We start from the raw sequence: 13,308 nt of genomic DNA on the forward strand, positions 1-13,308 counted from the left end.
TTAGCTAGTATTCAAACTTAGCAAAAAAATTGCTGGGGTTTTAGGGGGCGAAGAAATGCACTTTCAGAAATTGCCCTGGAACTACTTACAAACCGGCAAGACTACCAGCCTTAAACTGGGCAAAGTAGGTAGTGCCTTCACGCAGTTCTAGGCGCTCGCAGGAGAGACGGGAAATATCTGCGTAGAACACCTGATCAGCAGCGGCTAACTGTAAACGAATGCGGCCATCGGTAAGGTTCTGCTTGGCAACTAAAGTTACCGGCAGGCAATTGAGGATACTGGACAGGCCCGGCTTCTCTACACTGAGGCTGATATCTCCGGCTTCCAGCAGAAAAGCGGCGGTATCGCCTTTTCGATAACGGCCTGCCACCCTATCTGCAAAGATGGAAATCCCACCTAGATCCAAAGTGAGCAGACCATCGCTTAGGGATTCCACTCGCGCTTCAATCCGGCTGCGACAGCTATCCCCTACGCCGTGGCTATCCAGGCGCTGGGCAACTTCAGGTAAAGAAAGTGGTGCAGTCAAATTGGCAGAATCCATCCACAAACAGCGCTGGGCCAGCAGCTGGATTTCATCAAAGTCGTGACTGGTCCAGATTACCAGTGCCGGATATCGGGCCCAGAAATCCCGTAGGGTCGGCAATAGGCGCCGCAGTACTTGGGCGCGGTCAACCGCTGAAAGCGGCTCATCAAATAATTGCAGCGGCGCATTGTTAAAAAGCTGGCGTAATACAGCCACACGCTGCGCTTCTCCGCCAGACAATAGCTCTACCGGCTGATGGAGTAGCGGATCAATACCAAAAGCCTTTAGCAGCCGATCACACTCTTCCTCGGGCAGTGGCCTGCGGCTGTAACGGCGGGCCAGTGCCAGGTTATCTGCCACCGACTGACCGGCAAACAAGCGGCTATCTTGAAAGCCTAAAGAAAGCGTTCTTTTGTGGGTAGCCAGGGCGCGGCGTCCGCGCTGCCAAACTGTATTAGCAAAAGTGATATTGCCACGGCAATGGCGCTGGCCCGCCAAAGCAGCCAGTAATGTGCTCTTGCCGCTGCCGGAAGGACCGGTAAGGCCAAAAACTCCAGAAGCAGGCAGCTCTAATTGCCAGGGATTCGCAGCGTTAAGCGGAGTCACCAGCCCTGCAACACTCAGTCCGGTGGAATCAGAAGTGGTAGACGCAGTACCGAATAGGGGTAAGGTGATTTCCATTAGCCCAGCACCCCCATTACCGGTTTAGCGCGCTCACTGTTTAATCCACGCGGGGCCAATCTATGTCCCAGCCAACGGGTAGCGAGTAGCAGTACCGTAGTAATTCCCATCAACATCAAGGCCAGCCGGTGCGCCGCACCGTATTCCATCGCCTCCACATGTTGATAAAGAGCGATAGAAACCACCTGGGTCTCACCGGGAATAGAGCCACCAATCATCAGCACTACCCCGAACTCACCCAGGGTATGGGCAAAGGTTAAAGCGCAGGCACTCACAATAGCGGCGCGACTCGCCGGCAAAAGAACTTTTAATAGTGCCGCCCAGGGCGGTATACCCAGTGCTGCGGCAGCCTGGGTCAGGCGCTGACCATTGGCATTAAACGCGGCTAGCAGCGGCTGCACCATAAACGGTAGGGAATAAATTACTGACGCAAATACCAGGCCAGTAAAGGAAAACACCAAAGGGCCATCAAAAAGTTGTGACAGCCACTGCCCGGGGGCATAGTTGGGGGAAAATAAAAGCAGTAAATAAAAACCCAACACCGTGGGTGGCAGTACCAGCGGCAGGGTAATTAATACCTCTATGCCATGGCGCCAGCGGCTCTGCCATTGGCTCAATTTCCAGGCCAAGGGCACGCCGATAATAAACAGGAGTAAGGTGGTTAATCCGGCCAATTTTAAAGTTAGCCACAAGGCCTGCCAGTCGGCAGTGGCGATATTCATAAGCCACTCCCTCCATCTCTACTTCGATCTTGAGTCGGCAAAACACCGTAACCCAAGTGCTGTAGCTGCACCTGCACTTCCGCTGAACGCAAATAGTCAGCGAGGGACTGCGCTTCTTTAGGCCGACGGCTCTGGGTGGGAATCAGCAGCTGCTGTTCAATGGGTTTGTACAAATGCTGCGGCAACAGCCAATAGTTGTCGCGGCCGGCTGCTTGCATCTGGCTGGCGGCGACAAAGCCCAGCTGCGCATTGCCGGAATCCAGCATTAAATAGGCTTGGCCTGCATTGTGGGCCCGGGCTAATTGAGTTTGTTTTTTCTTCCACAAATCCAGGCTTTGCAGCGCTTGCCGTGCGGCACTGCCGAACGGCGCTACTTTCGGATCGGCTAATACAATTTTATCGGGCCAGGTTTGCAGTAACTGCTCGATATTCGATTCCGATTTTGGGTGCCAGAGAGCCAGTAAACCCAGGGCGTAAGTCTGACGACTGTTGGCCAGTGCCCCACCCTGCTTTTCCAACAGTTCAGGTCGCTCACGATCCGCAGACAGGAATAAATCGAAGGGCGCGCGGTGCGCTATTTGTTGGTAGAGCACCCCGGAGCTGCCGCTACTGATTTGCACCACACAGGCATGGCGACGCTCAAATTCCGGCAGTACCTGTTCCAGTGCCGGTCGGAAGCTGGCCGCTACCGCCACCCGCAAGGTGCAGTTATCCGCATTAACCGGCAGCACGATGGCCACCAGTAAAGCGGATAGCAGCAGGCTCAGCCGGCGGACCACTTTTCCATCTCCGCAGCATCACTGGCCCGAGCTTCGACCCAGCGCTCTGAAGGCTTACCGGACTCATCCGCAACCGCTTCGCGCTTCCAGAAAGGCGCCTCAGTTTTGAGGCGATCCATGATGTATTGGCAGGCGGCAAAGGCAGCCTGGCGGTGGGGGCTGGTAACGCCGACAAAAACAATCTCATCATTGATCTGCATGGGGCCAATCCGGTGGACGATAGTCACACGCCCCAGGGACCAGCGATCGCGGGCATCATTGATAATCCGTTGCAGGCTTTTTTCGGTCATGCCCGGATAGTGTTCCAGGGCCAGGCCGCAGACATCACTACCGGCATTGAAATCACGCACCGAACCCACAAACAGGGCGCAGGCACCATCACCACTGTTGCCTTGCAGCGCAGTATATTCAGCCGCTACGTCGAGGGGCGTTTCACAGACTTCAATACGATCAACGGCTTTCATATTGGCACCACTAACCGCCGGTAACCGGCGGGAAAAATGCAACTTCATCCCCAGCCTTCACCTGGGCTCCGGTTTCTGCCAGCTCCTGATTCAGGGCCATACGAATATCGTCTCTTTGCAGATGCGGGCTCCAATCCGGGTGCTGTTCACATAGGGTTTTGCGCAACTCGCTGAGACTGCCGGAAAAGCCCTCCAGGGTAATCTCGCCCATGCCCAATTGCTGGCGCAGACGCGCGAAAAACAGAACCTTTACCATCGCTTTACACCTCTGAAATTTTTACGCCTTGTCCGCAGCATCGCCGCGCCAGTGGCCGCGCTTACCGCCGGTTTTTTGCAGCAGGCGGGTCGGGCCGATTTCCATCGCCGGGTCCACGGCTTTACACATATCGTAAATGGTCAGCGCCGCTACCGAAGCTGCGGTTAACGCTTCCATCTCTACTCCGGTGCGACCGGCCAAGCGGCAGAAAGCGGTGATATGCACACTGTGCTTTTCCGGCTGTAATTCGAAATCCACCGCTACTTTGGTCAATGCCAGTGGATGGCACAGGGGAATTAAATCCGATGTTTTCTTGGCGGCCTGGATGCCGGCGATACGAGCTACAGAGAGCACGTCGCCTTTTTTGTGCGCCCCTTGGCTCAGCAGTGCAAAAGCCTCTGCACTCATACAGATGCTGCTCTCGGCCAGGGCACTGCGGTCAGTGATGTCCTTCTCGGTAACATCCACCATGCTGGCTTCGCCGCGCTGGTTTAAGTGGGTTAACTGGCTCACAAATTACCCCCGGCTCTCGCAGGGTGCGCTGGCAAAGCGCACATGGGGGATAAAGTTGCAGGGCTTGTGGCGGGCATCCAACTGCTCCAGCAATATGCCTTCCCAAGCTGTGCGGCAGGCTCCGGTGGAACCGGGCATACAGCATATCAGTGTGCGGTTAGCGAGGCCGGCGAGCGCGCGGGATTGCACGGTGGAGCTACCGATATCCCCCAGGGAAATATGGCGGAACAGCTCGCCAAAGCCGTCGACGGTTTTATCGAACAACGGGCTCAGGGCCTCCGGCGTGGAGTCGCGATCGGTAAAACCAGTACCGCCGGTCACCAATACCACCTGCACTTTCGGATCGGCAATCCAGGCGGAGACCACCGCGCGCATCTGGTAAACATCGTCCGGGGTAATGCGCTTATCTGCGAGCTGATGGCCGGCAGTTTTGAGGGCTTCCACCAGGTACTGGCCAGAGGTATCAGTCTGCTCGTTGCGGGTATCGGATACGGTAAGTACCGCGATATTGAGCGGTACAAATTCTTTGCTAGCGTGTGCGGACATAATCAGTGGTCTCTCAAAAAACTGTTTTCTGGAGTTTTATCCGGCGTACTCAAGCCGAGATAATCTGCCGGCGTATTGATATTGCGATGCCAATCGCCGGCACTTTTTATGGGTATGGATTTGGCCCCCAGGTGACGCAGCAGCGCGCCGACAGAATTGCGCGCACTGCCCTCAACGGCACGGCGCAAATAATCCAGGCAGTCGCCATTTAAAGGCAGCCACAGGGGAAAAAAGAAGTTTTCAAAATAACAGGGCCGGCCACTTGCCTGCCCCTCCGCCAATAACTCTGCGAGGTGCTCCCGCCCGAGCAGGGGCATATCTACCGGGATCACCAGGGCTGCATCGGCACCGGTTGCCAGGGCTACCGAATAAAGGCCGCCCAGTGGACCCCGCTCTGGCACCAGGTCTTCAATCGCTCCGGGGCGGGCGCCGCTGGTGACGACTTTTTCCAGCGGAAGCTCACTCAGCAATGCCTCAGCATGCTGCAAGAAATTGCCCTGCTGGGGGTGGGCCAGCAGGGCCTTGTCTCGGCCCATCCGGCTGGAGCGGCCGCCGGCCAGCACCACGCCGATTGTCGATTTACTAACAAGAGCCCTGGCCATAACCCTAGCCCCCCAGCATCGCCAGGTTGCGGGTAGCGCCGGTAAAACCTTCGTGCAGCTGGTGGCCTGCGGTCTTATCCACAATCAACTCGCGGATATGAGCTGCCAGCGCCTCGCTATCGCCATCGGCGATGATTTCGCGCATATCAAAGCCCTGGTCGGCGAACAGGCACAGGTGCAACTTGCCCTGGGCCGATACCCGCAGGCGGTTGCAGCTTGCACAGAAGTCCTTGCCGTAAGGGGTAATCAGGCCGATACGACCGGCGTAATCCGGGTGGAAATACTCCCGCGCCGGACCGGCATCGCGGGTGCGGATCACCTGCTCCCAACCTTCCCGCAGCAGCAGGGTTTCTATATCGCCACCAGAGACATGATTGCTGGCGAAGAACTCGCGGTTATCGCCGGTGCGCATCAATTCAATAAAACGCAGGGTCACCGGAGTCTCGCGAACCCAAGCGAGGAAGTTATCCAGCTCGGCCAGGTTGTACTGGCGCATCAGCACTGCGTTGACCTTGGTATCGATACCCAAGGCCAGAGCGCGATCCAGGCCTGCTAAGGCTTTATCCAGGCGATTGTGGCCGGTGATATGGTGGAATTGAGCCGGGTCGAGGCTGTCGATACTGACATTCACCTGATCCAAGCCCGCGCGGTGCCAGTCGTCAATCTGACTGGGCAGGCGGTAACCATTGGTGGTGATGGCTAAGCGGCGAATCTTATCGCTAGCGCGCACGGCTTCGAGCAGCGGCACCAGGTCTTTGCGCAGGGAGGGCTCTCCGCCAGTAAGGCGTACCTTTTCCGTACCCAGTGAAGCGAAAGCGCGCACTAATGTGCCCACTTCAGCGACTGAGAGAGGATTTTCCCCTTCCAGGGAACGTCCGCAACCGATGCCCTCGGGCAGGCAGTAGTTGCAGCGGTAATTGCAGATGTCCGTCACGGACAGGCGCAGGTAGTAAAACCTACGGCCAAAATTGTCTTGTAACATTAAACGCCTTTCCAATGTCGGGAGGCCGCGCAGTTTCCCGCTAGACCCTGGTGGCCGGTACGGCCACGGTCCCGGCACCTTGCAACGTCAATAAAAAACGACGCGGTTTAGGTAGCGGGACTCGGTGTTTAAACTGATGTCAGTGTATCAAGCTGGTTAATTTATGCTTGGGGCAAAGGTGGTACTCCCTTGGTGCTCGAACTGATGCTCCTCGAGGAGACATCAAAACGTGGAGCTTCAGTCGATTAAAATTTATAAATTATAAAAACAGGTTCAAGGTGCGGGGAAAACCCCGGCCAAAGCCGGGGGCCTCGCTAAGGAGTTCTTTCAGCCGCTTAGAAATTAGCGGTTACCATAACCCAGAGCTTATCGGTGTTAGTAAGCCCTGTGGAGTCATCATCGGCATCAAACGCGGCGTACTTAACCAGGGCGGAAATATCCTTGGTGAGTTTGTATCCGTAGCTCAAGTTCCACTCGTCCCCGTAACTTGTAGAGCCTTCAGCTGCCTCAAAGTTGTGATAGGTCAAGCCCAGGTTGCCGCCGGCAAGTTTAATAGAGCCGCCAACATATAAATCTTCGATACCGTCAGCGGGGGTTGCCAGGAATTTGTCGGCAAAGCCCTGGAATTTGTGCAGGGTTGCCAGCGGGGTTTTAAAACCAACGCCATTATCGGAACCCAAAACTTCATAACCAAGTTTTGTCGCAACCGGACCCAAGTCGGCCCCCAGCTCCGCCAAATAGTAATTAGCGCTATAGTCCAGATTACTATCACCAATTTCAGACTGGTGGGCATAACTGAGGTTGGTTTTTACCGGACCAAATTTACCTTTGTAATCTATTCCATAAGTGCGGCTGGAATTATTGACAGAATCTTCCAAATCCAGATTGTAAACAAAAGCGCTGACTTTGTGATTTTCAGCTACTGGATAAATCGCGTGTAGCAGTTGGATATCACCGCCCATATCGGAATTGGAACTGTCTTCACCAAAAATACGGTTAACGTTGTACACATAGCTGTAATCCAACTGGAAGCTATCGGCACTGCCGTACTGATAACGAACACCATCGTAGGTCTGCTCGTTTTGTCTCCAGCCAACACCGCCGACAAATCGCTGTCCATCCAGATTTATACGCTGGCGACCTGCGGTAATTATGGAGTTCCCACCGCTATAGCGAATATAGGCCTGGTTAATTTCAGTTCCTTCTGGATCAACCACCACCGGGCGGTCGATATTGCCATTGGTGGTGGAGTTGTAACTGTCATTACCAATCGCAGTAACATCATCCATTTCCAGGAAGCCGGTAAAGCCACGGTAGCTGCCACTGCGCCAGTTGAGGCGGGTTCTTAACGTGGATGCAACAGCTTCCTCTTCCATATCATACTGATCGACAGTATCGTCAACTAAGATATCTTGATCGACAACTTCTACTCGGTAACGCAGATTCAATCCGACTTCACCGGATTTCAACGCATCCACCAGAGTGGCATTTTCACTTTCCTGCGCAGCGGCCTGCAATGCAACAGTGCTGCATGCCCCCAACAGTAAGGCACCGAGAATTTTTGGGAATTTGGAAACGGTCATGACGCTTTTCCTTTGCAACAACGGAGTGAACAGTGACAAATTACAATTTTTCAGACTCGACTGAAACCATATATTTTTTCCTGCTTAATTAATCTTTACTCCCTAGCCTTTACTCAGGCGTAATCCCTTATTGGTAGTGGGCACTACCTATCCGGCAAAGCCTCGGTTTCGCTGGTTTCCTCAAGCAGGAAATTATTTTGCTGTGCGTACTGTAAACGCTGCATATAATTTTCTCTTTGAATCGCCAAATACATAACCAACATACAAATAGCGAGCACACCGTAGAGCAGCATAAAGGCCGCACTGTGGATACCTACTAAGTCCTGAGCGATACCAAAAAGAACAGGCAGGGTAAAACCACCGAGGGCACCAATAGTGGCTACGGTACCGCCAACACTCCCCATATGCGCGGGGAAATTATCGTGCAGCGCTTTGTAAACAGACGCGCGGCCAAATCCCTGGGCGATACCGATAACCAGTAGCAGTAAAGTGAACAGCTCAATACCCACTTCAATATTTAAATGCACATCCCGTTCCACCCCGTGAATTGTCATGCTGGTGGGCGGGTAACTGAGGAAGAAAAGACAGACCAGGCAGGTCCAGAAAACACTCCAATTGACGGTGCGCGCACCGTAGCGATCGGCAAACCAACCCCCTAAAGCGCGCAGTGAACTGGAAAGGGCCACAAACAGCAGGGTGAGTGCCATTGCTACTGGTGTGCTGACTTGGTACACCGACAGATAGTAATTCGGCAACCATAATAAAAGCGCGAGAAAACTGCCAAAAACAAAGTAATAGTAGAGCCCATAACGCCAAACCCGGATTTGCGTTAACGGCTTTAAATGACTGCGCAGATCCGGTTTTCCCCGGCTGCGCATATAGCGGGTTTCCTCTGGTGCAAAAAATTCGAATAAAACCATCATCAGGATAATCCCGGCTCCATAAGCCGGCCCTATCCACTCGCGCCCAAACCAATTTTGAATGGCTGGAGCCAATGCCAGGGTAATTGCAGCTCCGGCATTTCCTGCACCAAAAATGCCCATCGCAGTACCCTGCCGCCCTCTTTCGAACCACGGGCTGATATAGCGAATCCCCAAAACAAAAGACACCCCGGAAATACCCAACCACAGCCCCGCCAGCAAATGGGCCCCGTAGCTATCGATAAAGGGCAACAAAAATAGCACCGGCAGCAACAGCAGCATCTGCAATAAAATCAGCTTTTTCGCAGAAAAATATTCCACCAGTAATCCCACCGGAAAACGCAACAGCGCCCCGCTCAAAATCGGCGCAGCCAGTAGAACCCCGTATTCAGTTGCAGACAGATCCAACTGCCCACGAATCTCTACCCCCAATACCGCGTAGAGCGTCCAAACAGAAAAGTTAGCGGCGAACATGGCCGAGGCAAATATCAGCGCGCGCCCGGCGAGTTGCTGTGTATATTGCACGGCAGGCATCTCCAAAATATTGGCTGTCGAAAATTAATTACCACCCCGGTTATGCACCGCATTGAGCCCCCGCCCTAGAAAAGTGATCACAGAAATACAGCGGGGGCGATAAATCTACAGAGGCAAGCTATTGGCAAGATGCACAAAAAATCGGCTAGCGACAATTACTCCCAAAAACCCTTTTTAATCATTATCAATTTCCGCCAACTACCCCCACAGGGGTAGAAACGCACTAAAAACCGCCCCTACCCACTCCGAGCTACTAACCCCAAGGGGTTACTCCCTTCCATATACAAATCGATTTCCCTTCCACTTACCCCTTTTGCGCACTTTCCCTCTGGCGCTGCTCAAATACTATCGGTCATGACCCTATCCACCTCTAAAAATTTCTGAGAAGCCGGAGAAAATAGTCATGAGTCAATCCAGCGGCCTCAATTTATTTAATTGGGGCGATCCCAAAATAAAGACGCTGCACGTTACTTGGTTTGCGTTTTTCCTGACTTTCGTGGTGTGGTTCTCCCACGCTCCGCTGATGGTCTTTATCAAGGAAGCGTTCGACCTCACCAGCCAGCAAGTAAAAGCCCTGTTAATCCTCAACGTGGCACTCACCATCCCCGCCCGTATCATTATCGGTATGCTGGTGGATAAATTGGGGCCGCGCCTGGTGTACAGCGGGCTGCTGATGACCTCATCTTTAATCTGTTTGGGCTTCGCCACCGCAGACAGTTATGAATCCCTGGCCCTGTTCCGCTTCCTACTGGGATTTGTGGGTGCCGGCTTTGTAATTGGTATCCGCATGGTGGGTGAATGGTTCCCAGCCAAACAAGTTGGCCTGGCAGAAGGTGTTTACGGCGGCTGGGGGAATTTCGGTTCTGCTGCCGGTGCCATGACCCTGCCCACCATCGCCCTGCTGTTCGGCGGTGAAGACGGCTGGCGCTATGCCCTGGGCCTTACCGGCATCATCGCCGGCCTCTACGGCTTCATCTACTACCGCGTTGCCCGCAACACTCCTAAAGGTTCCACTTACTTCAAGCCGAAGAAGAGTGGCGGCCTGGAAGTCACCAGCAAGCGGGATTTCTACTTCTACCTGCTGATGAATGTGCCCATGTACCTGGCACTGGCGGCGCTGGCTTACAAACTGTCTCCCAGCGGCGTAGCCCTACTGAGCCAGAATGCCACTTACGTGATGTGGGGACTGCTGGTAGTACTGTTTGCCTTCCAGACCCGCATGATCTGGAATGTAAACAAAGACCACCTGCGCGAAGGTGTGCCCGAGCTGGAGAAATACAACTTCAAGCAGGTAGCCATCCTCGACCTGGCCTACTTCGTCACCTTCGGCTCAGAGCTGGCCGTGGTTTCTATGCTGCCCCTGTTCTTCCTGGAAACCTTTGAAGGATTGAGCCCGGTGAAGGCCGGCCTACTCGCCTCTGGCTTCGCCTTTATGAACCTAGTGGCTCGCCCAACCGGTGGATACTTCTCTGACAAACTGGGACGCCGCCGCAGCCTGATGTTCCTGATCGGCGGCCTGGCAGTGGGTTACTTTGTTCTGAGCCAGATCAACGGCGGCTGGTGGATTCCCGCTGCGGTAGTTGCCACCATGTGCTGCTCTTTCTTCGTGCAGGCCGGTGAGGGTGCCGTATTCGCCGTCGTACCCCTGGTGAAGCGCCGTATGACCGGGCAGATCGCCGGTATGGCCGGAGCCTACGGCAACGTGGGTGCGGTTACTTTCCTTACCGCCCTGTCTTATGTCAGCTACAGCCAGTTCTTCCTGATTATCTGCGGCGCAGCAGCGGTGATCTTCTTCGCCTGCCTGTTCCTGGAAGAGCCCAAAGGCAATATCGCCGAAGTGCTACCGGATGGCACGGTGCAGCTGATCAGCGTGGAGTGATTGGAAAGCAGTTATCCAGCAACAAACGCAAAGGAGGGCCAATGGCCCTTCTTTGTTTTTCGCCGTTGGTCTGAGGGGACGAAAAGAGATAGGAGAAAGCTGTGAGCGAAACCAATTCCGGGGTGCAAACAGAAACCGAGGCAAACCCCGAAGCCCAGACACCGCGATTGAGCCACGGCCTCTGCACCAGTGCCGGCATCAAACCCCAGAACGAAGATGCCGCAATCTATCACTGGCCAGACAACCCGCACTTACAGGAATACCTGGGCGCGGTAGCGGCACTGGCAGACGGCGTCAGCTCTGCCGAAGCCGGCGCCCTCGCCAGCCTCACCGCCACCGAGCAGTTTGTGCGGGACTATTACAAGGTGCCGGATACCTGGTCTGTGGCCCACGCCGGACAGAAAATCCTCGCCTCAATTAACAGCAAGCTATACCGCAAGAGCCACGACTTTCCCCAACAGGAAAAGGGCTTCCTCTGCACCTTCTCTGCCCTGATTTTTAAATCCCGCACTGCCCACTATTTCCATATCGGCGACAGCCGTATCTATCACCTGCGCGGTGACAACCTTAAATGTCTCACCCGGGACCACAACATCACCCTGGCCCACCGCCAGCAGATGCTATCCCGTGCGCTGGGCATGGATACCGGCCTGCAAGTGGATTACGGCCAGCTCAGCCTGGCTAAGGACGATGTACTGCTGATTACCAGCGACGGCGTGCACGACTTTATCAAACAGGATGTGCTGCGCGAGCTGCTGGCAGATACCCAACTAAGCGAACAGGAAACAGCGGAAACCCTGGTGCGCCTCGCCGAGGAAAACGGCAGTGACGATAATCTCTCCGCATTAGTGGTAAAGGTAAAAGCATTGCCACAAACCACCCTGGACGACTACAGCCGCCAGCTTACCCGCCTGCCCTTCCCCCCGGAGTTGGAACCGGGCATGGTATTGGATGGTTACCAGGTGGAACGGGAGCTGTTCTCCTCCCAGCGCAGCCAGCTGTACCTGGTGCGCGACAGTGCCACCGGGGAAATCCTGGTAATGAAAACTCCCTCGATAAATTACGAGGACGATATCCACTATATCGACCGCTTTATTCAGGAAGAGTGGATAGGCCTGCGTATTCGCAGCCCCCAGGTGGTGCGCCTGCACCGCCAGACCCGCCCGCGCACCGCGCTCTATTACCTGATGGAGTATGTGCAGGGCAGCACCCTGGAGCAGTGGATCACCCACAACCGCTTCCCCAAACCCGCAGAGGCGTTTCGCATCCTTAAGGAGATTGCCACCGGGCTACAGGCCTTCCACGATCAGGAAACTATTCACCAGGACTTGCGCCCGGCCAATATCATGATCGACGATGATGGGCGGGTAAAAATTATCGACTTTGGCTCGGTCTATGTCGCCGGCAGTGCCGAGATTTTCCGCCCCCTAGAGCACCCGGAAGCGCTGGGCACCGCCAGCTACTCCGACCCCCACTATATCCTTGGGCACAACAGCGGTATTCGCGGCGATGTCTATGCTCTCGCCACCATTGCCTACGAAATGTTTACCGGCGAACTGCCCTACGGCGAGGAAATTGAAAACTGCCGCTCCCACGCCGACTTCGAACGCCTGCGCTACCGCACCGCCAGTCAGTTTAATCCGGTAGTCCCCATCTGGTTCGACCGCGCCCTGGAACACGGATGCAGTATCGACCTGGAACAGCGCTACTCCACCCTAACGGAATTTATGCGCGATCTGGCCAATCCCAACCCGGATTACCTAAGGGAAGATCCTGCTGAGAAAGGGGATGCTTCTTTGTTTTGGAAGATCCTTTGTGGGATTTGGGTGGCTACTTTGTTGGCGGTGGCGGCGTTGTTTTCGTCTAGCGCATAAAAATCGTGTTTTTGAAACGATAGTTCTAGTTAGGAAATAATCTGACTTAGAATATCCATTCAAGATACTCAACTTAAGCTAATAATCCCCCATTACGAAATATTTTGACTGTTTTCATATACCCTATACCATTGGGTAATCACATAAAAAATTTAAAAACAAATATCAAACACCATTTCCTAGATCTATAAATATGACTCTTAATTCCATTGATTATTATTGACAGGCCTTTAGCCCAAAATAAGATATCTATTACAGAGTCAAAATATTAACAGCGCAACCATATGCCATAAATGACTAATATGCTTATTATTCATGCTCAACAGACTGCCACCCATTACTGGGCCATATTGAGAAGTGATATTATGAAGAACACACTATTAAATAGGCTTTGACAATTTAAAATTTAGGCCAATTAAAAATTATTCAGAAAAATTAATAAGGAAATTA

13 protein-coding genes and 1 riboswitch are annotated in these 13,308 nt (G+C 53.8%); of the genes, 2 read left to right on the plus strand and 11 right to left on the minus strand.

Annotated features, from left to right (window positions below; translation table 11 throughout):
• Positions 1-85: 85 nt before the first annotated feature.
• The 11 genes from ACJJI6_RS15905 to ACJJI6_RS15955 all read right to left on the minus strand — a co-directional run bounded on the left by ACJJI6_RS15905 (position 86) and on the right by ACJJI6_RS15955 (position 9,096).
• Positions 86-1,204, minus strand: coding sequence for an ATP-binding cassette domain-containing protein (locus tag ACJJI6_RS15905; RefSeq protein ID WP_475711177.1), 1,119 nt, complete (start codon positions 1,202-1,204; stop codon positions 86-88).
• A complete protein-coding gene (gene modB, locus ACJJI6_RS15910; RefSeq protein WP_475711179.1) occupies positions 1,204-1,926 on the minus strand; it encodes a molybdate ABC transporter permease subunit in 723 nt (240 codons plus the stop codon). The genes ACJJI6_RS15905 and modB overlap by 1 nt, the downstream gene beginning before the upstream one ends.
• Positions 1,923-2,705: a molybdate ABC transporter substrate-binding protein gene (modA, locus tag ACJJI6_RS15915; protein ID WP_475711180.1), complete on the minus strand. Its 783-nt coding sequence runs from the start codon at positions 2,703-2,705 to the stop codon at positions 1,923-1,925. Before modA ends, modB begins: the two co-directional genes overlap by 4 nt.
• Entirely contained in the window at positions 2,690-3,217 is a 528-nt protein-coding gene (gene moaE / locus ACJJI6_RS15920) for a molybdopterin synthase catalytic subunit MoaE (protein ID WP_475711181.1), read from the minus strand. The genes modA and moaE overlap by 16 nt, the downstream gene beginning before the upstream one ends.
• Positions 3,180-3,425 (minus strand): molybdopterin converting factor subunit 1, encoded by a 246-nt coding sequence (gene moaD, locus ACJJI6_RS15925; RefSeq protein WP_475711182.1) that lies wholly within the window; start codon positions 3,423-3,425, stop codon positions 3,180-3,182. The genes moaE and moaD overlap by 38 nt, the downstream gene beginning before the upstream one ends.
• 21 nt (positions 3,426-3,446) lie before the next feature.
• Complete coding sequence (gene moaC / locus ACJJI6_RS15930; protein ID WP_282951931.1) at positions 3,447-3,938, minus strand: cyclic pyranopterin monophosphate synthase MoaC; 492 nt, start codon at positions 3,936-3,938, stop codon at positions 3,447-3,449.
• A gap of 3 nt (positions 3,939-3,941) precedes the next feature.
• Positions 3,942-4,484: a molybdenum cofactor biosynthesis protein B gene (moaB, locus tag ACJJI6_RS15935; RefSeq protein WP_108731355.1), complete on the minus strand. Its 543-nt coding sequence runs from the start codon at positions 4,482-4,484 to the stop codon at positions 3,942-3,944.
• A 2-nt stretch (positions 4,485-4,486) separates the two neighbouring features.
• Positions 4,487-5,086, minus strand: a complete 600-nt coding sequence (mobA, locus tag ACJJI6_RS15940; RefSeq protein WP_475711184.1) for a molybdenum cofactor guanylyltransferase — start codon at positions 5,084-5,086, stop codon at positions 4,487-4,489.
• Between the two features lie 4 nt (positions 5,087-5,090).
• A complete protein-coding gene (gene moaA / locus ACJJI6_RS15945; protein ID WP_413664021.1) occupies positions 5,091-6,068 on the minus strand; it encodes a GTP 3',8-cyclase MoaA in 978 nt (325 codons plus the stop codon).
• A riboswitch (molybdenum cofactor riboswitch) is annotated at positions 6,057-6,207 on the minus strand. It overlaps the preceding gene by 12 nt.
• Positions 6,208-6,403: 196 nt before the next feature.
• Entirely contained in the window at positions 6,404-7,651 is a 1,248-nt protein-coding gene (locus ACJJI6_RS15950; protein WP_413664020.1) for an alginate export family protein, read from the minus strand.
• Between the two features lie 143 nt (positions 7,652-7,794).
• Complete coding sequence (locus ACJJI6_RS15955; protein ID WP_444936850.1) at positions 7,795-9,096, minus strand: MFS transporter; 1,302 nt, start codon at positions 9,094-9,096, stop codon at positions 7,795-7,797.
• A 412-nt stretch (positions 9,097-9,508) separates the two neighbouring features.
• Here ACJJI6_RS15955 and ACJJI6_RS15960 point away from each other — a divergent pair, with 412 nt between their 5' ends.
• A complete protein-coding gene (locus ACJJI6_RS15960; RefSeq protein WP_475711185.1) occupies positions 9,509-10,984 on the plus strand; it encodes a NarK family nitrate/nitrite MFS transporter in 1,476 nt (491 codons plus the stop codon).
• A gap of 101 nt (positions 10,985-11,085) precedes the next feature.
• Positions 11,086-12,858, plus strand: a complete 1,773-nt coding sequence (locus ACJJI6_RS15965; protein WP_475711187.1) for a bifunctional protein-serine/threonine kinase/phosphatase — start codon at positions 11,086-11,088, stop codon at positions 12,856-12,858.
• The last annotated feature ends 450 nt before the right edge of the window (positions 12,859-13,308 follow it).

It is taken from the genome of Microbulbifer maximicatervae (SeqCode), from assembly GCF_056232625.1.

What these genes read in the sequence shown, in the direction of transcription:
- ACJJI6_RS15905 (WP_475711177.1), bottom strand. Translation starts at nt 1,204, where the DNA reads ATGGAAATCACCTTACCCCTATTCGGTACTGCGTCTACCACTTCTGAT.
- modB (WP_475711179.1), bottom strand. Translation starts at nt 1,926, where the DNA reads ATGAATATCGCCACTGCCGACTGGCAGGCCTTGTGGCTAACTTTAAAA.
- moaE (WP_475711181.1), bottom strand. Translation starts at nt 3,217, where the DNA reads ATGAAGTTGCATTTTTCCCGCCGGTTACCGGCGGTTAGTGGTGCCAAT.
- moaD (WP_475711182.1), bottom strand. Translation starts at nt 3,425, where the DNA reads ATGGTAAAGGTTCTGTTTTTCGCGCGTCTGCGCCAGCAATTGGGCATG.
- moaB (WP_108731355.1), bottom strand. Translation starts at nt 4,484, where the DNA reads ATGTCCGCACACGCTAGCAAAGAATTTGTACCGCTCAATATCGCGGTA.
- mobA (WP_475711184.1), bottom strand. Translation starts at nt 5,086, where the DNA reads ATGGCCAGGGCTCTTGTTAGTAAATCGACAATCGGCGTGGTGCTGGCC.
- moaA (WP_413664021.1), bottom strand. Translation starts at nt 6,068, where the DNA reads ATGTTACAAGACAATTTTGGCCGTAGGTTTTACTACCTGCGCCTGTCC.
- ACJJI6_RS15950 (WP_413664020.1), bottom strand. Translation starts at nt 7,651, where the DNA reads ATGACCGTTTCCAAATTCCCAAAAATTCTCGGTGCCTTACTGTTGGGG.
- ACJJI6_RS15960 (WP_475711185.1), top strand. Translation starts at nt 9,509, where the DNA reads ATGAGTCAATCCAGCGGCCTCAATTTATTTAATTGGGGCGATCCCAAA.